The sequence below is a fragment of the Pseudosporangium ferrugineum genome (genome assembly GCF_003002065.1).
GTDB lineage: Bacteria > Actinomycetota > Actinomycetes > Mycobacteriales > Micromonosporaceae > Actinoplanes > Actinoplanes ferrugineus_A.
In genome coordinates, this window is the sequence record NZ_PVZG01000002.1 from 346,433 (window position 1) to 367,818 (window position 21,386).

Here is a 21,386-nt window from a genome sequence, read left to right on the forward strand (position 1 = left end):
CGGGCCGATCGGCGCAGGATGCAACAGATGAGACAGCGGCTCTCCCTCGCCGGGCAGTTGCTCCTGCTCCAGCTCGCCATCGTGCTGCTGGTGGTCGGGGCGGTCGCCGCCGTGTCCGTCGCCGAGGCGGACGCCTCCTTCCGGCGCTCCGAGGGCCAGCGGCTGCGGTCGGTGGGCGAGAACGCGGCGATCAACCGTACGGTGAGACTCGGTCTGGGAACCCCGCTCGGCCGCGACGCCCTCGAGACGGTCGCGGAGAGCGCCCGTGCCGTCTCCGGGGCGTCCTACGTGGTCGTCGCCGACGCCGCCGGCACCCTCGTGACCGGACCCGACGCGGGCCGGCGGGTGCCGCTCGGCGCGAGCACCGCGCTGACCGGGCGGTCCTGGGTGGGCGTGCTCGACGACGGCCCGAAGGTCCTGGTCGCGCACGTCCCGGTGCTCGACGAGCGGGACGGCCGGTTCCTCGGGCTGATCGTCGTGGGGCGCACCTATCCGACCGTGGTCGACCGGCTCGGCAGCGCCCTGACCAACCTGCTCACCTACCTCGTGCTCGGCGCGGCCCTCGGCGTCGGCGGCTCCCTGCTGCTGAGCCGGCGGGTGAAACGGCAGACGCTCGGCATGGAACCGCGCGAGATCCGCGGCCTGGCCGAGCATCGGGAGGCCATGCTGCACGGCATCAGGGAGGGCGTCATCGGCACCGACTCGGCGCAGCGCGTGACGCTCGTCAACGACGAGGCGATCCGGCTGCTCGGCCTGCGCCCCGACGCGGTCGGCCGGTCCCTGGCCGAGCTGCACCTGGAACGCCCGCTGCTGGACGTGCTCACCGGCCGCTCGGCCGGCGCCGACCAGGTGGTGCTCAGCGACGAGCGGGTCGTGGTGCTCAACCGGCAGCCGGTGGTGCTGCACGGCCGCGACGCCGGCTCGGTGACCACCCTGCGCGACCGCACCGAGCTGACCGCGCTGCGGCGCGAGCTGGACGTGGTCCGGCACACCACCGACACGCTGCGCGCCCAGGCGCACGAGTTCGTCAACCGCCTGCACACCATCGCCGGCCTGGTCGAGCTGGGGGAGCACGACGAGGTGGTGCGGTACATCACCCGCACCAGCGAGCTGCACGAGAGCCTGGACCGGGAGGTGACCCGGGCGGTGCGCGACCCGGCGCTGGCCGCCCTGCTGATCGCGAAGGCGAGCCTGGCCGCCGAGCAGGGCGTGACCCTGAGGCTGGCCGCGGAGACCGACCTGCCGCCCGTCGACGACCGGCTCTCCGCCGACCTCGTCACCGTGGTCGGCAACCTCGTCGGCAACGCCTTCGACGCGGCCGGCCCGGGTGGCTGGATCGAGGTCGCCGTGCGGGCCACCGGGGGCACGGTCGTCGTCACGGTCACCGACTCCGGTCCCGGCGTCGGCCCGGAACTCGCCGAGCAGGTCTTCCGCCAGGGCTACAGCACGAAGGGCGGGCAGGACGGCCACCACGGCCTCGGCCTCGCGATGATCCGGCTGATCTGCGTCCACCGCGGCGGTTCGGTCACGGTCAGCGGGGCCACCTTCACGGCCCGGCTTCCGTACGCGGAAGAGCCCGCCCGATGATCCGCGTGCTGGTCGTCGACGACGACTTCATGGTGGCCAAGGTCCACCGCGGCTTCGTGGACCGGGTGCCCGGCTTCGCCACGGCCGGCGTGGCCCACACCGGCGCCGACGCGCTGGCCCGGGTCGCCGACCTGGAGCCGGACCTGGTGCTGCTCGACATCTACCTGCCCGACCTGACCGGCCTCGACGTGCTGCGGCGGCTGCGCGAGACCCTGCCCGGCGGCGGCCCCGACGTCCTGGCCCTGACCGCGGCCCGCGACGTGACGACGGTCCGCTCGGCCCTGCGCGGCGGCGTCGTCCACTACCTCCTGAAACCCTTCTCGTTCGACGTCCTGCGCGACCGCCTCGAACGCTACGCGGCGGCGCACGGCCGCCTCGCCGCCGCCACGGACGTCGCCCAGTCCGACGTCGACGACCTCTTCGTGGCTCTGCGGGCCACCACCGCCCCGATGCCCAAGGGCCTCACCCAGGACACCTCGCTGCTGATAGCCGCCGCCATGCGAGCCTGCGACGGTGACCTGTCGGCAGAGGAATGCGCGGAACGCATCGGCCTCTCCCGCGTCAGCACCCGCCGCTACCTCGAACACTTCGTGAGCGCGGGCAAGGCCGAGGTCCGCCTCCGCTACGGTGTGGCGGGCCGCCCGCAGCGCCGCTACCGCTGGATCTCCCCGGCCTGACGGAACCGGCCGTCTCAGGGCTCGGGGAGGAGTTCGACGTAGCCGTCCGTGCCGTGGACGCGGATGCGCCGGCCGTCGGGGATCAGGCGGGTCGCGCCGGTCACGCTGACGACCGCCGGGAGGCCGTACTCGCGGGCGATGACCGCGCCGTGGGTCATCAGGCCGCCGATCTCGGTGACCAGGCCGGCGACGGCGACGAAGAGCGGGGTCCAGCTCGGGTCCGTGTGGGCCGTCACCAGGATGTCGCCCGGTGCGAGGTCGGCGTCGGACAGGTCGAGGATGACGCGGGCGCGTCCCTCGACGGTGCCGGCGGAGACGGGCAGGCCGGTCAGGGCGCCGGGCGGCACGTCGTCGCGCCGGTACGCCCCGTTGAGCGCCTCACCCTCCGAGGTCAGCACGCGCGGCGGCGTCAGGGCCCGGTACGCCCGGAAGTCCTCCCGGCGCCGCCGGATCAGCGCCCCGTCCACGTGGCGGGTGCGTACGGCGTCGTGGAATTCGCCGAACGTCAGGAAGAACACGTCGTCCCGGGCGGCGAGCACCCCGTCGCGGACGAGGGAGTCCGCCTCGGCCATCAGGGCCCGCTTGTAGACGAGGTAGCGGGCGATCACGGCGTACTTCGGGTATTCGCGGTAGCCGGCGAACGTGCGTACGCGATCGATCATCCGTTCCGTCTCCCCGGCCTTCCGCTCGCCGTCCGGCAGGGCGCGGACCCGGGCGAGCACCTCCCGGGCCTTCGCCTGCGCCGTCTGCCGTCCCCGGGCGAAGCGTTGCCGCGCCGCGCCCGGCGCGAAGTTCCTGACGTTGTCGAGGATCAGCGGCACGAGCGTGGCAGGCTCTTCGCTCCAGCGCGGCCGGGTGATGTCGATCTCGCCGACGCAGCGCATGCCGTACCGGTCGAGGTAGGCCTCGACGGCCCGGCGCGCCTCGGCGCCGCCGGGGAGCTCCGGCAGCCGGTCCAGGAAGTCGTCGCCGGCGTGCTCGCGCAGGTACGCCACCACCTCCGGATGCGGGCGGACGGCATCGGCGACGTCGAGCAATGCCAGCCCCATCTCCGACGTGATGTTGCCCGGGGCGGACAGGGTGAGGGTGTCAGCCGCGTTCCTCTCGCCGAGCCATTCCCGCAGCCGGTCGTTGAGCCACCAGGCGGCGTCCATCCCCGCCATGATCGCGCGGATGCTGAGCGGGTCACCGAGAAGCCGCTTGTGCTCCGGGAACGCCTCCTCCCGCAGATAGTCGAAGAGCGCGGGACCGGTCTTCGCCCGGATGGCCTGCCGCAGGGCGGCGTGGGCGGCCTCGCTGCGCGCGATCAGCCCGGCGACGACGGCCGGATCGGTCTCGATGGGGTCGGGCGGTCCGCCGGTGTGCGGCCCGGCGGGGACCGGATCCGCGGTCTCCGGGACGAAGCCGCGGGCGAGGATCGTCTCGAGCGCGTCCCGGGTCAGCGGGTCGGACCGGCCGATCATCGTGAGGAACGCGGCGCGGGCGCCCGGCGCGGCCAGGCGCCCGGTGGCGTCGACGAACAGCCTCCCGCCGGCCTCGAGCATCGGCGCCATGGCCGTCAGCTGCCACAGCGAGATGCCGAGCGGCCGCATGGCGTCGGTCATCATCTGCTGGTGGCCGACCGAGAGGTAGACCCGGTTCTCCCGGCCGGGGGCGGCCGGCACGGGGAACAGCGTGGTGATCGGCCGGCTCTGCACGATCTGGAAGTCGTCGCCGGCCAGGCACCATTCGATGTCCTGCGGGCTGCCGAAGTGCGCCTCGATCCGCCGCCCGAGCTCCACGAGCCGCAGCACCTGCGCGTCGGTCAGGGCCGGCTGCGTCTGCCGGTGCCGCTCGACCGGCTCCTCCCGCGTGCCGCCGCCGGGGAGCGGGCGTACGGCACGCTGCTTGGCGGCGACCGTACGGGCGACGATCGCGCCGTCGCGCACCGCGTAGACGTCCGGGTTCACCAGGCCGGAGACCAGCGCCTCGCCGAGCCCGAAGCTCGCGTCCACGGTCGCCACCCTGCGGTTGCCGGTGACGGGGTCGGCGGTGAACAGCACGCCGGACGCCTCGGGGAACACCATCCGCTGCACGACGACGGCCATGCTCACCGTACGGTCGTCGATGCCGTGCTGCCGGCGGTACGCCACGGCCCGCTCGGTGAACAGCGACGCCCAGCACCGGCGCAGGTGCCGCAGGACCTCCGCCGTGCCGACGACGTTCAGGTACGTGTCGTGCTGGCCCGCGAAGGACGCCGTCGGCAGATCCTCCGCCGTGGCACTGGAGCGCACGGCGTACGCGTCCGTCGCGCCCAGCCGGCTGAGCGCGTCCGTGACCGCCGCCGCCACGTCGTCCGGGACGGCGAGCTCCGCGCCCGCCGGCGCCTGCGCCACGGCCCGGCGGAAGGCGGCGGTGGTCACGCAGAACCCGGCCGGCCCGCCGACGCCGTCGATCCGCGCGAGCTCGCCCAGGTTCGCGGCCTTGCCCCCGGCCGCCGCCGCGTGCGCCCGGCCGGCCTCCCCGAGATCCATCGTGTACGGCTCGTTCACTGAGCTACCTCCGGGCCGTCCGACACCAACGGCCGCCGATTGTGCGGCACCACCCCGGCCTTGCCGCAAGCCACCCCGTCCGCAGTACGGTAAAGGTGGCGGAGGCACGCTCCCGGCGAAAACCGGATGCTTCAGCCGGTCGCGGCCGGCAGGATCGCCTGCGGCGCGGCTGTGATCGCGTCGTCGTCGCGACCATGTCGTTCCAGGCGCCGGACTTCCACCGCCGGGACGGCCAAGCACCACTTCCTCAAGCGGCTGGGCCGCCCGGACCGGTGATCCGGGCGGCCACGCCGTCAGAGGACGTACCCGTAGACGGTGGCGGCGAAGCCGGGCGTCGCGACCTCGGTGCCGGTGGTGCAGCCGATCCCGTACATGAAGTTCGGGTCGCCGCCCAGGCATTCGTAGATCGCGCCCGGGGTGTCGCCCGGCGGCGGCGCCGGGGCGCCCAGGTCGGTGCCGTGCTCGCCCGGGGACGAGACGATCGCGTCCAGGCCGTCGCGGCCGTCGAGGTTCAGGACGCGCACGTCGTGGCCGAAGCGGTCACCCGGCTCGGCGACGCCGTCGACGTACTCGTATCCCTGGGAGATGTCCCCGCCGTGCGGGACCAGGCCGGTCGCGGTGCCGCGGAAGAGGCTGGTCACGCCGGCGTCGGCGACCGTGCCGCGCGGGGCTCCCGGCGCGTCCACCACGTCCTGGCCCGGGACGCCGACCACCAGGTCGCCGAGGCCGTCCCCGGTGACGTCGCCGGCGGCCACCGCGGCGCCGAACCCGTCGCCCGCCCGCGGGTCGTCCGGCACGCCGGCGGTCGCGCGGGTCAGCACGGAGGACGGCGTGACGAAGAAGCCGTCGTTGCCGCCCTTCAGGACCGCCACCATGCCGGCCCGGTCGGCTCCCGCGACGACGGCCTCCGGCGTGCCGGCGAAGAGCTCGTCCGCGCCGTCCTTGTCGGTGTCGGCCATCGTCAGGCCGCCGTAGCCGAGCCGCACCGGCCGCACGCCCGGCGCCGCCGTCCCGAAGTCGTCGCCCTCGACCGAGAAGACGCCGATCACGTTGAGGCCGGTGCCGGCGCCGAGGATCAGGTTCACCATGCCGCGGCTCGCCCCGGTGCCGCCCTCGTTCTCGCCCGTGCTGGCGATCGCGAGGTCGCCGTAGCCGTCGTGGTTGAAGTGGCCGATGGCCAGCCGGTCGCCGAACCGGTCCCACGGTGTCGGGCTGCCCGGCACGTACGCCGTGCCCTGGTCGAGCCAGCGGGCCCCGGTCGTGCTGATGCCCCGCGCGTCGCTCAGGAACATGACCAGGCCGCCGGCGTCGGGAACCGTCCCGATGGTCTCGCCGGGCAGGCCCACGGCGAGGTCGGCGCGGCCGTCGCCGTTGATGTCGCCGGCCGCGAGGGCACCGCCGAACTCGTCGCCGGCCTCGGCGTCGCCGGGCACGCCGGCGCTGCTCTGGTTGAGGTGGCGGACCGCGGACGCCCGGAGGCCGTCGGCGGAACCCGGGAAGATCCACAATCCGCCCGCCACCGTACGGTTGGTGCCGTCGGCCTCCGCGGGGTTGCCCACCACCAGGTCGTCGTAGCCGTCGTTGTCGAAGTCGCCGCTGGTGATCGCCGCGCCCAGGGTCAGGGCGTCACCGCCGCCGGTCCCGCCGAGGTAGTCGACGTGGCCCCCGGACGAGTAGCGCACCACGACGCCGCCGCGGGCCGCGGCGGCGATGTCGTCGAGGCCGTCGCCGTCGAAGTCGGACGTGACCGGGCCGGAGCCGGAGCGCTGCGTCGCCGGTGCGGCGACGCGCTGGAACGTGATCGAGGCGCCGTCCCGGGTGATCGTCCGGGCCTCCGGGGCGGCGGCGTGGGCCACCGCCGGACCCGGGACGGCAAGGACGATGCCGGACATCGCGGCCGCGGCCGCGTACTTCCTGTTCAAGAAACTTCCCTCGTTCGTGCTGTCCGCTTCCCCCGAAGCGGATAGTGGAGACCCAACACGGCGTGACCCTTCCGGCACGCGGTGATCATCAGGCACGGCACGAACGGGGGAGACAGGACACGATGGAGCGAGCAGAACTCCGGCGCGCGGTCGAGGCCGCCCGGGCGACGGTTTCCGGGCTGGGCCTGCCGGTCGGCGAGGTGGTGGTCGTCCACAACTCGGACCGGGTCGCACTGCGCCTGGTCCCGTGCGAGGTGCTGGCCCGCGTCGCGCCGGGCCGGGACGTCGCCGAGGCGGAGTTCGAGGTGGACGTCGCCCGCCGGCTCACCGCCGTGGGCGCCCCGGTGGGCGGGCTCGATCCCCGGGCCGGGGCCCGGGTGTACGCGCGGGACTCCTTCGCCATCACGCTGTGGACCTACCACGAGCCGGTGGCGCCGGAGGTCGGCCCGGCCGGTCACGCGGACGCGCTGCTGCGGCACCACGCCGCCCTGCGCCGGGCCGAGCTCGACGCACCGCACTTCACCGACCGGATCGGCAGGGCGCTGGACGTCGTCGCCGACCCGCGGCAGTCACCCGACCTGCCCGATGACGGCCGGAAGCTGCTCACCGCCACGCTCGGCGCGCCGGCCACCGGAACCGCCCGCGAGCAGCTCCTGCACGGCGAGCCGCACCCGGGCAACCTCCTCGCCACCCGGCAGGGCCCGCTCTTCGTGGACCTGAACACGTGCTGCCGCGGCCCGGTCGAGTTCGACCTTGCCCACGCGCCCGAGGAGGCCGACGCGTTCTACCCGGGCGCCGACCCCGCCCTGATCCGCCGGTACCGCGCCGTGAACTGGGCGATGTTCGCGGCCTGGCGCTGGCGCCGCGACGATCAGATGCCGGACCGCGACCGCCGGCGCGCCGAGGCGCTCGACCGGGTCCGGGCCGCCCTCGACCGCTGCTGACCGGTCACGGCCGAGGTTCTCCAGGTCGCCGAGGGGATCGCCGAGGCGCCCGCGCGGGCGACCCCGCTCGAGGCCCTCAAGCGCGGCTACGCCCGAGGGCGAGGGCGGCTGATCAGCGTTCGTCGTAGGCGCGCTGCCGCTCCTGGATCTCGGCGGCGTGGGCGACCGTCCAGTCGTAGAGGTGGCCGAACGGCTCGCGCAGGGAGGCGCCGAGCGGGGTCAGCGAGTATTCGACGCCGACCGGGGAGGTCGGCAGCACCCGGCGCTCGATCATCCCGTTGCGTTCGAGCCGGCGCAGGGTCTGGGTCAGCACCCGCTGGGTCACGCCGCCGAGGCGGCGCTTGATCTCGTTGAAGCGGCGCGGCTCGGCGAGGACGGCCATCGTCATCATCGACCACTTGTCCGCGATCTGATCGAGGATCGGGCGGCTCGGGCAGTCGGACCGGAACATCAGCTCCTGATCGGCGACGGCCCGGTAGACGGACTCGGTAGCGGCCACGGCGGTACCCTCCACGATCCCTGGGGTGCCCGAAGCGCGTTGCCGACGCGGATCGGCACCGATCTCAGTCTAGGCAGGCATCCCGGTCCTCAGTCCTCCTCGGCGAAGGTGAGCTTGCGCGGCTCGTCCCCGGCCCGGCGACCGCGCAGCCGGGCGACGATCCGCGGCAGGTACGGCACCAGCACCGCCACCACCGCCAGCAGCAGCATCCCCACGGTCAGCGGCCGGGTGACGAACACCGACAGGTCGCCGTCGGAGACGAGCAGGGCGCGGCGGAACTGGACCTCCATCATCGGACCGAGGATCAGCCCGAGGATGACCGGGGCGATCGGGAAGTCGAAGTGCCGCATGCCGAAGCCGACGACGCCCACGGCGTACGCGATGAAGACCTGGTTGACGCTGCCGGTCGACGCGTACACGCCCAGGGTGGCGAAGACCAGGATCCCGGCGTACAGGATGGGCCTGGGGATCTGCAGGACCTTGACCCAGATCCGGATGAGCGGGAGGTTCAGGGCCAGCAGCAGCACGTTGCCGACGTAGAGCGAGGCGATCAGCGCCCACACCAGCTCGGGGGAGTTGTCGAACAGCTGCGGGCCGGGCTGCAGGTTGAAGATCTGGAAGGCGGCCAGCATCACCGCGGCGGTCGCGGAGGTGGGGATCCCGAGCGTGAGCAACGGTACGAGCACCCCGGAGAACGCCGCGTTGTTGGCCGCCTCGGGGCCGGCGACCCCCTCGATCGCGCCCCTGCCGAACTCCTCCCGATTCTTCGCCCGGTGCTTCTCGTACGTGTACGACAGGAACGTCGGCACGTCCGCGCCCCCGGACGGCAGCGCGCCGAACGGGAAGCCGAGGGCGGTGCCGCGCAGCCACGGCGCCCAGGAGCGGCGCCAGTCATCGCGGGTCATCCAGCCGTGCGCCGTGCCCGGTTCCAGGGGTTCGACGTGCTCGGGCAGGGCGCCGAGCCGGCTGGCCACGTAGAGCGTCTCGCCGATCGCGAAGAGGCCCACGATCACCACCACGATGTCGATGCCCTCCAGCAGCTCCATCGTGCCGAACGTGAAGCGGGCCTGGCCGGTCAGGGCGTCGATGCCGACCAGGCCCAGGAACAGCCCGAGGACCAGCGACAGCAGGCCGCGCAGCAGGGAGCGCCCGACCAGCGCGGTGACCGCCACCATGGCGACCAGCGACAGCGCGAAGTAGTCGGCCGCCCGGAACGTCGTCGCCAGCTTCGCCACGGGCTGGGCGAAGATGCTCAGCAGCAGCGTCGAGATGGTGCCGGCGACGAACGAGCCGATCGCGGCGGTGGCGAGCGCGGCCTTCGCCCGGCCGCGCCGCGCCATCTGGTGGCCCTCGATCGCGGTCGCCACCGACGCCGACTCGCCCGGGGTGTTGAGCAGGATCGACGTGGTGGAGCCGCCGTACATGGCGCCGTAGTAGATGCCGGCGAACATGATGAACGTGCCGATCGGGTCGTCGAGGCTGAACGTCACCGGCAGCAGCAGCGCGATGGTGAGCGCCGGGCCGATGCCCGGCAGGACGCCGACGAACGTGCCGAGGGTGACGCCGATCGCCGCGTACAGCAGGTATTCCGGGCTCAGCACCGTGCCGAAGCCGGAGAGCAGGTCGCCGAGGACGTTCACAGCGGCAGCACCCCCGCGGGCAGGAAGATGTCGAGCAGCCGGGTGAAGGCCAGGTAGACCACGGTCGGCAGGACCACCGCCACGATCGCGTCGCGCAGCGGGTGGCGGCTGCCGAGCACGCGGGCGACCGCCACCACGAACACCGCGGCGGAGAGGATGAAGCCGGCGTACTCCAGCGCCACCGCGAAGCCGGCGAGGCACGCGGCCACACCGGCCGGCGCGCGCAGGCCGGCCGGCTCCCGCGGCTCGTCCGGCGCCCGGAGCTGCCGCAGCAGGTAGAGCGCCGCGATCACCACCCAGGCGGCGCTCACCACGACCGGGGCCAGCCGCGGGCCGCGCAGGGCGAGATCCCCGCCCGCCGCCCGCAGCGCCGACACGAGCAGGGCGGCGCCGGTCAGCAGCAGGGCGGCGGCGAGGACGACGCCGGAGCGCCGGACGGCGCCCATCTAGCCGAGCCCGCTGTCGGTCAGCACCGTGGTGATGCGCCGGTTCTCGTCGGCGAAGTACGCGGCGGCGGCGTCGCCGCTGCGGTAGAAGTCCTCCCAGCCCTGCTGCTGGAGCGCCGCCTTCCAGCCCGGCGAGCCGTGCAGCCGGTCGATCAGGGCGGTGACGGCCTCCTTCGCGGGCCCGTCGATCCCCGGCGGTGCCACGATGCCGCGCCAGTTCATCAGCTCGACGTCGTACCCCTGCTCCTTGATCGTCCTGGTCGGCGTGCCGGCGCCGACGTCGACGCCGGTGGCCCCGGAGACCGCGAGGGCGCGCACCTTGCCTGCGGCGACGAGATCCTTGAACTCGCTCTGCCCGGACACGGCCGCGGTGAGGTCGCCGGCGAGCAGCGCCGCCTTCGACTCGCCCCCGCCGGAGTACGCCACGTACTTCATCGCCTTCGGGTCCGCGCCGGCCGCCTTCGCGAGCAGCCCCACCAGGATCTGGTCGGTGCCGCCGGCCGACCCGCCGCCCCAGGTGACCGACGCGGGATTCGCCTTCGCGTCGGTCATCAGCTGCTCGAGGGTGCGGTACCGGGAGTTCGCCGGCACCACGACGACCTCCTGCTCGGCGGTCAGCGTGGCGATCGGGGTGACCTGGTCCAGCTTGACCGGTGACTTGTTGGCGACCACCCCGCCGACCATGACCAGGCCCATGACCATCAGGTGGTGCGGGTCGCCGCTGTTCTTGGCGACCAGCTGCGACAGGCCGATCGTGCCGGCCGCCCCGGTGACGTTGTAGACCTCCACGCTCTCCCCGACGAGCTTGTCGTCGGTCAGCACCTTCTGCATGGTGCGGGCGGTGAGGTCCCAGCCGCCGCCGGGCGCGGCGGGCACCATCAGCTGGAGGGTCTTGCTCGGGTAACCGGCGGCGGACCGCCCGCCGGCCGTGTCCTTCTCGCACCCGGCGGCCGCGGCGGCGACCAGGGTCACGGCCATCGCGGCCGCGAGTAGGCGCCCCGGGCGCCGCTGCTGCATGTCCTGCACGACCGCTCCCTCATGTTGCGCACGTGTTTCGCCGATGCTGCAACACGCGGCGGTCGCCGGTCATCGTTGTGAAAGCGGTGGTCGTTCTGGTCTTTGTGGTCCCACGATCGGTCCGGCTACCGGTTGACGGACCTGGGCACGCTCGGCGGGCGGAGCAGCTACGCCGCCGCCGTCAACGACGGGGCTTCGGGTCAGGCCGGGGCCGGGACCGGTGGGCTGAGGGCGCGCAGGGCGCGGACGACCGGCAGGGTGAGCAGCAGGCCCAGCACCGGCACGAGGAAGGCCGCCCGCAGCCCGACCGGCTCCGACAGCAGGCCGAGCAGCACCGCGCCGACCAGCGCGCCGCCGTAGTTGAAGAGGTTGACGCGGGCGATCACCTCGTCGCTGTTGCCCGGGGCGGCGTGCCCGGCCGCGCTGAACGCCAGCGGGACCAGGACGCCGACGCCGAGGCCGGTGAGGGCGAAGCCGGCGACCGCCACCGGGACCGACGGAACCGCCGCGACCAGGGCGCAGCCCGCCGCGCAGGCCAGCAGGGAGGCGGCCGCGGCGGCCGTACGGCCGGCGCGGGGCACGACGTGGTCGCCGGCCAGCCGGGAGACGAACACCGCGACCTGGTACGCGGCGTAGCCCAGCGGCGCCACCGAGTCCGCCGCCCGCAGCGAGTCGTGCAGGTAGACCGAGCTCCACGTGCTCACCGCCGAGTCGGCGAGGAACGCGGTGAAGACCAGCACCCCGCAGATGAGCACGATCCGGCGGGTGCCGTCGGGGCGGCGGCCGGCGCCGGCGAGCGCGGGCAGCACCGTGCGGGCCGGCTCGTACGCCCGCCACCCGGCCGCGGCCACCACGACGGCGAACGCCCCCGCGGTGCCGACGGCCACCCCGGCGCCCGCCCCGCCCGCGACGAACGCGGACATCAGCAGGGCCGCGACGAAGGCGGCGGCGGTGTACGCGGCGAACAGCCGGTTCATCACGCTGCGCCCCAGCCGCACCTGCACGAGCACGCCCTGCATGCTCAGCGAGGCGTCGACCGTGCCCAGGCCCACGCCGTACGCCATGAGGATCGCGACGAACGCGGCGGTGGGCGTACGGAAGGTGGTGAGGCCCAGCGCGACGCCGACCGCGACCAGGCCGCCGGCCAGGGCGAAGCGGCTGCCCCACCGGGCCGCGACCGCGTCGGCGACCAGCGAGCCGCCGGCCGCCGCGACGACCACCAGCAGCAGGATGACCGACACGAGCGCGTCGTCGAAGCCCTGGCGTTCCTTGAACATCGGCAGGGCGGTGACCACCGCCGCGTAGCCGAGGCCCTGTGCCGCGTACCCGGCACCGATCCACCGGGCGCGGGCGCCGCCGGTGGGTTCCGCCGCGCTCACCGCGGCTCCGGCGCGGGCCGGGGAACGCTCTCCATGGGCGCTCACTCTGGCACGTGATCGCCGTCACGTCGAGAGGCGCCGGGGTGGGCCGGCGAGCGGGCCAGCACGAGCAGCAGCTCGAACCGGGCGGCCGGGTCGTCGAGGTCCGTGCCGAGCAGTTTGCGCAGCCGTCCGAGGCGGTAGCTGACCGTCTGCGGGTGGACGAAGAGCTCCGCGGCCACCTCGGACCGCGAGCCCCAGTGCCGCAGCCAGCTGTGCAGGGTGGCGAGCAGCTGGGTGCGCTGGGCGGGACGCAGCACGTCCAGCGGGGCCAGCCGCCGGGCGGCCAGCGCGGCCAGCGCCCCCGGCTCGCCGCGCAGCCCGAGCGTGGCGAGGTGGTCGTCGGCGAAGACCGGCCCCGGATCCGGCCCGACCAGCCCGGCGGTCAGCTCGGCGAGCCGGACCGCCTCCGGCACCTGCGCCCAGCCCGTGGCGGGCCCCACGACCGCGCCCCGGCCGGGCAGCATCTCGGCGAGCTGCGGCCGGGTGGCGCGCGGCCCGGCGCGCAGCAACAGGATCGCCTGGTCGCCGCGTTCGACGACCACGCCGTCGCCGGCGTAGCGGAACCGGGCGTCGCGGGCCTGCCCGGCGGGCAGCAGCACCGGCACCACCTCGCCGAGGCCCGGCCAGCCCGCCGCCGCGGCCGCCGCGGCCACCACGCTGGGCGGGGAGCTGCCGCGCAACAGCAGCTCGGCCAGGTGCCGGCGGCGGCGGTCACCCTCGCCGGCCTGCTCGCGCAGCTGCCGCGCGAAGCCGTCGGTGCCCGCCGCGACGAGTTCGTCCACGTACGCGGTCACGGCGTCGGACAGGTCGATCAGCTCGTCGGTGCCGACCGGCCGCCGGGCCGCGAGCGCCTCGGCGGCCAGCCGGAGCATCATCCGCGCCGCCGTCCGCAGCGAGGCCAGCAGCGCCTCCGGCCCCCGGTCCTCGCGGGCCTCGGCGGCGCCCAGCGCGACGAAGACGTCGCGCACCGCGGGCGGCAGCGCGGGCTCGCCGGTGCCGACCAGGTCGAGGAACCGTTCGAAGGCGACCCGTACGGGCCCGTGCAGGTCCCGCTCGACCTTGGTGTCGCCGAGGGAGGCGATGACCGGGTGCGCCGCGGTGACCGCCGCCGCCACCGCGCGGACCGTCCCGTCCAGCCGGGGCCGCATCGCGGTGGCCAGGTCCGCGGGCAGCCGCCGCCACGGGGCCGGGGACACCGGCGGGGTCGTCATCGGCCGATTTTGGCACGGCGTGCTAAAACGCGCCCGGAATCTCGCTGTCCGCGCGATGGTGATGGGGCACGCCCGCACCGGGGACGATGCGAAGGAAGAGTTGGCCGGCCCGTAGGCGAGGAGACCACCGTGCGGCACCTGACCTCCCGGCAGCACGTCGTCGACATGTGCCGGACCATGCTGGAACGCGGCTACCTGAAGGCGACCGAGGGCAACGTCTCGGTGCGCGTCCCCGGCCACGAGCTGTACGCCGTCACGCCCAGCAACTACGACTACGACAAGATGCGGGTCGAGGACGTCTGCCTGGTCGACTTCGCCGGCAAGCACGTGCCCGACGACTCCGGCGCCGGCCTCGCCCCGTCGATCGAGTGCGGCATGCACGCCAACATCTACCGCGAGCGTCCCGACGTGAACGCGATCGTGCACACGCACCAGCCGTACGCGTCGGCCCTGGCCTTTCTCCGCAAGCCGATCCCGGCGCTGACCGACGAGCAGGTCCGCTTCCTGGGCCGGGAGGTCGCCATCGTGAACTATGCGCCGTCGGGCACCGGCTTCCTCGCCCGCAACGTGCAGAAGAAGGTGGCCGGCGGCGACAACGCGTTCATCATCGCCAACCACGGGATCGTGGCGCTGGGCACCGACCCGGACCGGGCCGTGTTCAACATGGCGCTGCTGGAGAAGGTGTCGATCGCGTACCTGATGGCCCTGACCACCGAGACCGGCAAGGTCTACACCATCCCGGCGGCGATCCGGGAGGTGGCGTTCGGCAAGTTGCGCGCCGACGAGAAGCGCATCGCCGCGCAGATCACCAAGGCCGTGACTCCCGTACGCGTGCCCGACGGCGAGCAGCCGCCCAGCGCGGACAAGGTGGCCGCCGCCGGGGAGCCGCCCGCCGAGGCGCCGGGTTACGCGATCACCGACTACCCGGACGTGCCCGACACGCTGCGCCGGTTGAAGGCGCTGGTCGCCCAGCCGGTGCGCGGCCTGCGGCACGACGCGCTGCTCGACGTGCTGAACTACTTCGACACCAAGTGCCGGGCCAGCCGGGAGATCACCGAGCGGGCGAAGAAGCGCATCCCCGGCGGCGTGCAGCACAACCTGGCGTTCAACTACCCGTTCCCGCTGGCGATCGACAAGGCCGAGGGGGCGTACCTCACCGACCGCGACGGCAACACCTACATCGACTTCCTCCAGGCCGGCGGCCCGACGATCCTGGGCAGCAACTACGCGCCGGTCAACGAGCGGGTGGCCGCGGTGATCCGCGAGTCCGGGCCGGTCACCGGGCTGTTCCACGAGTACGAGCTCAAGCTCGCCGAGATCATCAACCGCTACATGCCGCACATCGAGATGTACCGGTCGCTCGGCTCCGGCACCGAGGCGGTGATGGCGGCGGTCCGCGGGGCGCGCGCCTTCACCGGCAACAAGATGGTGATCAAGGTGGGCGGGGCGTACCACGGGTGGTCCGACACCATGGTCTACGGGCTGCGGGTGCCGGGCACGTACCGGATGAACGCCAAGGGGATCCCGTTCGGCGCGACCGCGCGGACCCGGGAGGCCTTCCCGCACGACCTCGGCCAGCTGCGCCGCAAGCTCATCGAGAACCGGGTACGCGGCGGCACCGCGGCCGTGATCGTGGAGCCGGTCGGCCCCGAGTCGGGCACCCGGCCGGTGCCGCTCGACTTCAACGCCAAGGTCCGTCAGCTCTGCGACGAGTTCGGTGCCCTGCTGGTCTTCGACGAGGTGGTCACCGGCTTCCGGATCGGGCTGGGCGGCGCGGCCGGCTACTTCGGCGTCCGGCCCGACCTGACCGTGCTGGGCAAGGCCGTCTCGGGCGGCTACCCGATGGCCGGCGGGGTCGGCGGGCGGGCCGACGTCATGGCCGTCTTCGGCTCCGGGCTGGACGGCAAGAGCGGCGCGCACATCCAGGTCGGCGGGACGCTCTCGGCGAACCCGCTGTCCTGCGCCGCCGGATACTTCGCGATCGAGGAGATGGCCCGGACCAACGCGCCGGTCATCGCGGGCCGGGCCGGCGACCGGCTCACCCGCGGGCTGCAGAGGCTGATCGACCGGTACGGGCTGCCGTACGTCGCGTACAACCAGGGGTCCATCGTGCACCTGGAATGCAGTGGCGTCATGCTGCTCGACATGCGCAACCCGCTGAAGCTGCTCAAGGAGAACAAGGCCCGCAAGCGGCTCATGGAACAGATGGGCGCGGCGTACGCGGCGCACGGCATCATCACCCTGGCCGGTTCGCGGATGTACACCTCGATGGCCGACACCGACGCGGTCATCGACGACGCGCTGGACCGCTTCGACCGGGTCTTCGCCCAGGTCGAGGGAGTCTGACGGGTGCCGGCGACGCCGCCGCAGGTGCTCGCGATCGACCTGGGCACCTCGGGGATGAAAGCCGCCCTGGTCGCCGCGGACGGCACGGTGACCGGCTGGGCCGAGCGGGCCGTCACGCTGCACGTGCTGCCGGGCGGCGGCGCCGAGCAGGATCCGCGCGAGTGGTGGGACGCGCTCGCCGAGGTGGTGGCCGAGCTCGGCCGCGGCCACCCGGAGCACCTGCGGGCGGTCACCACGGTGTGCACGTCGACGCAGGGCGAGGGGACGATCGCGGTCGACGCCGCGGGGGAGCCGCTGACCCGGTGCATCAGCTGGCTGGACATGCGCGGGGCGGAGCATCTGCGGAGGCAGTTCGGCGGGCCCGTCTCGTACGGTGGCTTCTCGGTGCCCCGGATCGCCCGCTGGCTCCGGCTGACCGGTGGCATGCCGTCGGGCACCGGCAAGGACCCGGCCGCGCACATGCTGTGGATCAGGGACGAACTGCCCGGGGTGTACGAGCGCACGGCCACGTTCCTCAACGTGCTCGACTGGATCAACCTGCGGCTGACCGGCCGTACGGTGGCGACGGTCGACTCGATCCTCACCTCCTGGGTCACCGACAACCGCCGCCCGGGCGCGATCCGGTACGCGCCCTCGCTCGTCGCCGCGTCCGGCATCGACGCGGCCAAGCTGCCGCCTATCGTGGCCTGCACCGAGGTGATCGGCACGCTGTCCCCGGCCGCGGCGGCGCACCTGGGCCTGCCGGAGTCGGTGCGGGTGGTCGCGGGCGCGATCGACAACACCGCGGCGGCGATCGGCGCGGGCACGGTCCGCGACAACGAGCCGCATCTGTACGTGGGCACGTCGTCGTGGATCGCCGCGCACGTGCCGCGCAAGAAGACCGACGTGGTGGCGCAGATCGCGGCGGTGCCCTGCGCGCTGCCGGACCGCTATCTGATGACGGCCCTGCAAGCGACGGCCGGCGCGAACCTGACCTGGCTGCGCGACAAGGTGGTCGAGTACGACGACCCGCTGCTGAGCGCCGGCCACGTCAGCCGGGACGAGACCTCCATCTTCGACGCCTTCGACCAGATCCTGCCGAAGGTGCCGCCCGGTGCCAACGGCGTGCTCTACACCCCCTGGCTGTACGGCGAGCGCGCCCCGGTCGACGACGCCAACCTGCGCGCCGGCTTCCTGAACATCTCGCTGGACACGACCCGCTCGGACCTGGCGCGGGCGATGTTCGAGGGGGTGGCGCTCAACACCCGCTGGCTGGCCGGCGCGGTCGACCGCTTCCTCGGCGCGCCGGTCACCTCGATGGCCATCACCGGCGGCGGCGCCCTGTCCGACTCCTGGTGCCAGATCTTCGCCGACGTCCTGGGCCACGAGATCCGCCGCGACGCCCGCCCCCTGGCGGTCAACGCCCGCGGCGCCGGCTGGATCGGCGCGGTGGGCGCCGGCCTGATCGCGTTCGCCGACATCCCGGACCTGATCCGCACCGACCGCGTCTTCACCCCGGACCGCACCCACCACGAGACCTACGACGGCATCTTCGAGGTCTACCGCTCGGTGCACAAGCACCTCGCCCCGATCTACCGCCGCCTCAACGGCTGACCGGAGGCGCTGGCTGCCGGCTTGATCTCGGCGGTCCCGTCCGGCGCGGCCCGGCCGGCGGGGTCAGCTGATCGGGGCGGCCGGCCGCGGGCCCGGGCGGTCGCAGCGGTCGTCGACGACCACGAAGGTGTAGCGGCCGGAGCCGACCTCGGCGGACACCGTGCCGTCGCCCTGCCGGACGGTCCGGACGCCGTCGGCCCTCGCGAGCGGGGTCCCGCCCTCGGTGACCGCGCACGCGTGCCGGGCGGGGAGTTCGACGGTGGTCCGGGCGCCGACCGGGACGGTCACGGTGAGGCGCAGCGTGCGGCCGCTGCGGCTCCAGTCGCTGGTCACCGGGCCGTACGGGGTCCGGGTGGTGGCCTTGGCCCAGTCCAGCCCTCTCGTCACCTTGGGCGCGATGGTGAGGTCGCGGTAGCCGGTCTCCTCCGACGCGCGGATGCCGGCCACGTCGTGGAAGAACCAGTCGTCGACGGTGCCGAGGAAGTAGTGGCCGCGGGAGCGGGCCTCGAGCGACCAGTGCTCCCACATCGAGGTGGCGCCGTTGGCGATCATGTAACCCCACGACGGGTACGTCGTCTGCCGGGCCAGTTGCAGGGCGACGTCGCCGTAGCCCGCCTCGGTGAGCACCGGCAGCAGGTACTTCGTGCCGAGCACGCCGGTGTTGAGGTGGTCGCCCTTGGCCCGGACGTCGGCGACGATCCCGGCGGCCACCCGGGCCGCGGTGCCCTCGTCCGGGGTCAGCCCGAACGCGAGCGCCAGCACGTTGTGCGTCTGGCGGTAACCACGATCGCCGTTGCCCCGGTAGTACCCCGCGGCGCTGTCCAGGAAGGTGGTGTTGAAGGCGGTCTTCACCCGGGCGGCGTTGGCGGCGAACGCGGTGGCGTCGGCCGTCTTCCCGAGATGGCGGGCCGCACGCTCCATCGAGGACAGCATCGCGTAGAGGTACGCCGTGCCGGAGACGCGGACGTCCTCGGGGGCGTTGCCGCCGGCCGGGCTGGCCTCCGGGCTGACCCAGTCGCCCAGCCGCGGGTCGGCCACGATGCCGTTCGCCGTCCGGCCGTACTCGAGGTCGGCGTAGCGCTTCATGCCGTCGTACAGCTCGGTCAGCGTCCGGTCGTCGCCGCCGTACTGATAGAGCCACCAGGGGATCATCACGTACGCCGAGTGCCACGGCGGGTTCACGCCCCACTGGCCCCAGTCGCCCGAGCTCGGCGCGATCACCAGCGGCGCGCCGGCGGCGTCGCGGGTCTCGTGGACGTCGCGCATCCACTTCGCGAAGAGCTCGTGCACGTCGAGGTTGAGCATGAACATCTCGGCGCCGAGCGCGGCGTCGCCGGTCCACCCGTTCTTCTCGAACATCGGGGTGTCGGTCGGGATGCCGTGGATGTTGTTCTTCAGGGTGTCCACAACCGCGCGGTGGGTCCGGTTCATCGTCTCGTCCGAGCTGGCGAACGAGCCGGTCTCGGCCGCGCCGGTGTGCACGGCCTGGGCGGTGAACGCGCTGAGCGGCGGCGGCGAGCCGCCGGGCCAGCCGGTGACCTCGATGTACTGGAAGCCCTTGTACGAGAAGCGGGCCTGCCACGATTCGGGGGCGCCGGTGCCGCGCAGGATGAACCGGTCGGTCTGGAAGCCGGACTGGAAGCCGCCGTTGTTGGAGAAGTCGACGCGGCCGGTGGGGAGCAGCTTCTCGCCGTACTGGGCGCGGATGGTGGTGCCGGCCGGAGCCTGGGCGGTGATGCGCACCCAGCCCGCCAGCACCCGCGGGAACTTGACGACCCAGACCCCGGACGCCGGCTGGGTGATCTCGGCGGCGGGCAGCGATCCGGTGACCCGGATGGGCTGCTGGCGCTGGTTCACCAGGACGCCCTTCGGGCCGGCGACCTCGCTCGCCGGGGCCCAGGCCCGGTCGTCGTAGCCGGTCGTGTCGAAGCCGTCCCGGGCCTTGCGGGCGTCGTAGGTCTCGCCGGCGTAGAGGTCGTCGAAGACCGTGGGGCCGTCGGTGATGGTCCACGAGTCGTCGGTCACGACGTCCCGGGTGCGGCCGTCGGCGTACTCCAGGTGCAGGACCGCGCGGACCACCGGCTCGTCGTGCCACGGCGGCGACTGCCACCGCCACACGTTGCCGCCGGTCATGCCGTAGAAGCCGCGGCCCAGCTCGATGCCGATCGCGTTGGCTCCCCGCGCCAGCCGGTCGGTGACGTCGACGGCGGCGTACTGGACGGTGTCGTCGTAGTCGGTGAAGCCCGGTGAGAGCACGCCGTCGTCGATCGGGGCGCCGTTGAGGGAGACCTCGGCGTAGCCGCCGGCGGCGTAGTAGAGCGTGGCGTCGGCGATTCTGCCGTCCACCGGGAATTCCTTGCGCAGCAACGGCGCCGGGCGTACCTCGGCCTGCGGCGCTCGCACGTTGCTGCCCCACGGGCCCTGGCCGTACGGGGCCTGGACGACCGCCGTGCCCCAGGCGCTGTCGTCGTACGACGGCGCCTCGAAGCCGGCCGGGACGGTCCTGCTGGCCTTCCAGTCGGTGCCGGTGGTGAACACCGACGTGCTGCCGTCGGTGTAGGTGATCCGGATCTTGGCCACGAGTCCGGCCGGCGTCCCGGGGCCGTTGTCGGTGCGGACCGCGAACACGTTGCGGTCCGGTTCGAGGGCCACGCGGTACTCGTGCGACTGCTGCCACTCGTTGTCGGCGCCCCCGGTCTCGCCGAGCAGCGCGCCGTTGACCCACAGCCGGTACAGGTCGTCGCCGGTGATCAGGATCTCGGCGGACCGGGCGGTCCGGCCCGCGGGCGGGACGCGGACGGTGCGGAACGCGCGCGGCTCGGCGGGTGCGACGGGCGTCGTCGCCTCCGGCGTCCAGATCCACGAGGCCCCGCTCAGGTTCAGCCGGTCCGGGGTGGCGGTGCGGGCATTGCCGATCCAGGCGCTGCCGGCCCAGTCGCCGGCGTCGTACAGCCCGGTGCGGAAGTGGCTGACGGCGGAGGCGGGGCCCTTGGTGGTGCCGATGTCGACGCGCCAGAAGTAGTCGGTGGCGGCGGCGAGGGCGGGGCCGCCGTACGCGACGTCGAAGGACCGGGCGGAGAGCGTCCTGCCGCTGTCCCACACGAGCCGGCCGGCGGCGAGGCGGGACCTGCTGGTCGCCACGCGTACCCGCCAGGACGTCTGCTCGACACCCCGCAGGCCGGACCCGGTGACCCAGGAGAACCGTGGTTGCGCGACGTCGATGCCCACCGGTTCGGTCTTGCGCTCCACCTGCAACAGCGACAGTGAGACCGCCGGGAGGGCGGCGGTCGCGGGCGTACCGGCGACCGGGAGGCCGGCGAGGGAGGTGAGCAGGCAGACGGCCATGACCAGCAGCCGGGAACGGTGGGTCCGGCGGGGCCGGAGGCGGGCGGGTGCGGGCACGGTGGGGACCTCCCGGCGGTTGGAACGTTTCAGGAACTTAACACGATCGATCTATGCGCGCCATACCCCGCCTGCTCCGGACGCCGACCGGTCCTGCTCCCCGGCGGCACCCGTCGCGCCGGAGTATGGGTGGCTCGGACCTGGCGAGAA

14 protein-coding genes are annotated in these 21,386 nt (G+C 73.8%); 5 read left to right on the forward strand and 9 right to left on the reverse strand.

Going from position 1 to position 21,386, the window contains the following annotated elements:
* Nucleotides 1-27: 27 nt before the first annotated feature.
* Nucleotides 28-1,587: a sensor histidine kinase gene (locus CLV70_RS05785; protein WP_245908043.1), complete on the forward strand. Its 1,560-nt coding sequence runs from the start codon at nt 28-30 to the stop codon at nt 1,585-1,587.
* Complete coding sequence (locus CLV70_RS05790) at nt 1,584-2,264, forward strand: response regulator (RefSeq protein WP_106125315.1); 681 nt, start codon at nt 1,584-1,586, stop codon at nt 2,262-2,264. The genes CLV70_RS05785 and CLV70_RS05790 overlap by 4 nt, the downstream gene beginning before the upstream one ends.
* Before the next feature lie 14 nt (nt 2,265-2,278).
* Here the strand turns inward: CLV70_RS05790 and rph are convergent, their stop codons facing one another.
* Together rph and CLV70_RS05800 are read right to left on the reverse strand one after the other, a co-directional pair.
* Complete coding sequence (gene rph, locus CLV70_RS05795; protein ID WP_425440119.1) at nt 2,279-4,795, reverse strand: rifamycin-inactivating phosphotransferase; 2,517 nt, start codon at nt 4,793-4,795, stop codon at nt 2,279-2,281.
* Between the two features lie 293 nt (nt 4,796-5,088).
* A complete protein-coding gene (locus CLV70_RS05800; protein ID WP_106125317.1) occupies nt 5,089-6,717 on the reverse strand; it encodes an FG-GAP and VCBS repeat-containing protein in 1,629 nt (542 codons plus the stop codon).
* A 122-nt stretch (nt 6,718-6,839) separates the two neighbouring features.
* Between CLV70_RS05800 and CLV70_RS05805 the strand changes: the two genes are divergently transcribed.
* Nucleotides 6,840-7,661 (forward strand): phosphotransferase family protein, encoded by an 822-nt coding sequence (locus CLV70_RS05805; RefSeq protein WP_106125318.1) that lies wholly within the window; start codon nt 6,840-6,842, stop codon nt 7,659-7,661.
* Nucleotides 7,662-7,773: 112 nt separating this feature from the next.
* Here CLV70_RS05805 and CLV70_RS05810 read toward each other — a convergent pair whose 3' ends face one another.
* From CLV70_RS05810 to CLV70_RS05835, 6 genes are all read right to left on the reverse strand, one after another.
* Nucleotides 7,774-8,160, reverse strand: coding sequence for a winged helix-turn-helix transcriptional regulator (locus tag CLV70_RS05810; protein ID WP_245908044.1), 387 nt, complete (start codon nt 8,158-8,160; stop codon nt 7,774-7,776).
* Nucleotides 8,161-8,249: 89 nt separating this feature from the next.
* Entirely contained in the window at nt 8,250-9,800 is a 1,551-nt protein-coding gene (locus tag CLV70_RS05815; RefSeq protein WP_106125319.1) for a tripartite tricarboxylate transporter permease, read from the reverse strand.
* On the reverse strand, nt 9,797-10,246 hold the full coding sequence (locus CLV70_RS05820) for a tripartite tricarboxylate transporter TctB family protein (RefSeq protein ID WP_106125320.1): 450 nt from the start codon (nt 10,244-10,246) through the stop codon (nt 9,797-9,799). The genes CLV70_RS05815 and CLV70_RS05820 overlap by 4 nt, the downstream gene beginning before the upstream one ends.
* Nucleotides 10,247-11,263: a Bug family tripartite tricarboxylate transporter substrate binding protein gene (locus tag CLV70_RS05825; protein WP_106125608.1), complete on the reverse strand. Its 1,017-nt coding sequence runs from the start codon at nt 11,261-11,263 to the stop codon at nt 10,247-10,249.
* Nucleotides 11,264-11,463: 200 nt separating this feature from the next.
* The gene (locus tag CLV70_RS05830) at nt 11,464-12,687 is read right to left on the reverse strand and encodes an MFS transporter (protein WP_245908045.1); all 1,224 of its coding nucleotides are present in this window, start codon (nt 12,685-12,687) and stop codon (nt 11,464-11,466) included.
* Nucleotides 12,684-13,895 (reverse strand): PucR family transcriptional regulator, encoded by a 1,212-nt coding sequence (locus tag CLV70_RS05835; protein WP_106125321.1) that lies wholly within the window; start codon nt 13,893-13,895, stop codon nt 12,684-12,686. Before CLV70_RS05835 ends, CLV70_RS05830 begins: the two co-directional genes overlap by 4 nt.
* Nucleotides 13,896-14,024: 129 nt before the next feature.
* On the opposite strand from CLV70_RS05835, the gene CLV70_RS05840 reads away from it, so the two are divergent.
* Both CLV70_RS05840 and CLV70_RS05845 read left to right on the forward strand, forming a co-directional pair.
* Nucleotides 14,025-16,241: an aminotransferase class III-fold pyridoxal phosphate-dependent enzyme gene (locus CLV70_RS05840; RefSeq protein WP_106125322.1), complete on the forward strand. Its 2,217-nt coding sequence runs from the start codon at nt 14,025-14,027 to the stop codon at nt 16,239-16,241.
* A gap of 3 nt (nt 16,242-16,244) precedes the next feature.
* Entirely contained in the window at nt 16,245-17,834 is a 1,590-nt protein-coding gene (locus CLV70_RS05845) for a xylulokinase (protein WP_106125323.1), read from the forward strand.
* A gap of 63 nt (nt 17,835-17,897) precedes the next feature.
* Here the strand turns inward: CLV70_RS05845 and CLV70_RS05850 are convergent, their stop codons facing one another.
* On the reverse strand, nt 17,898-21,236 hold the full coding sequence (locus tag CLV70_RS05850) for a family 78 glycoside hydrolase catalytic domain (protein ID WP_106125324.1): 3,339 nt from the start codon (nt 21,234-21,236) through the stop codon (nt 17,898-17,900).
* Nucleotides 21,237-21,386: the final 150 nt, after the last annotated feature.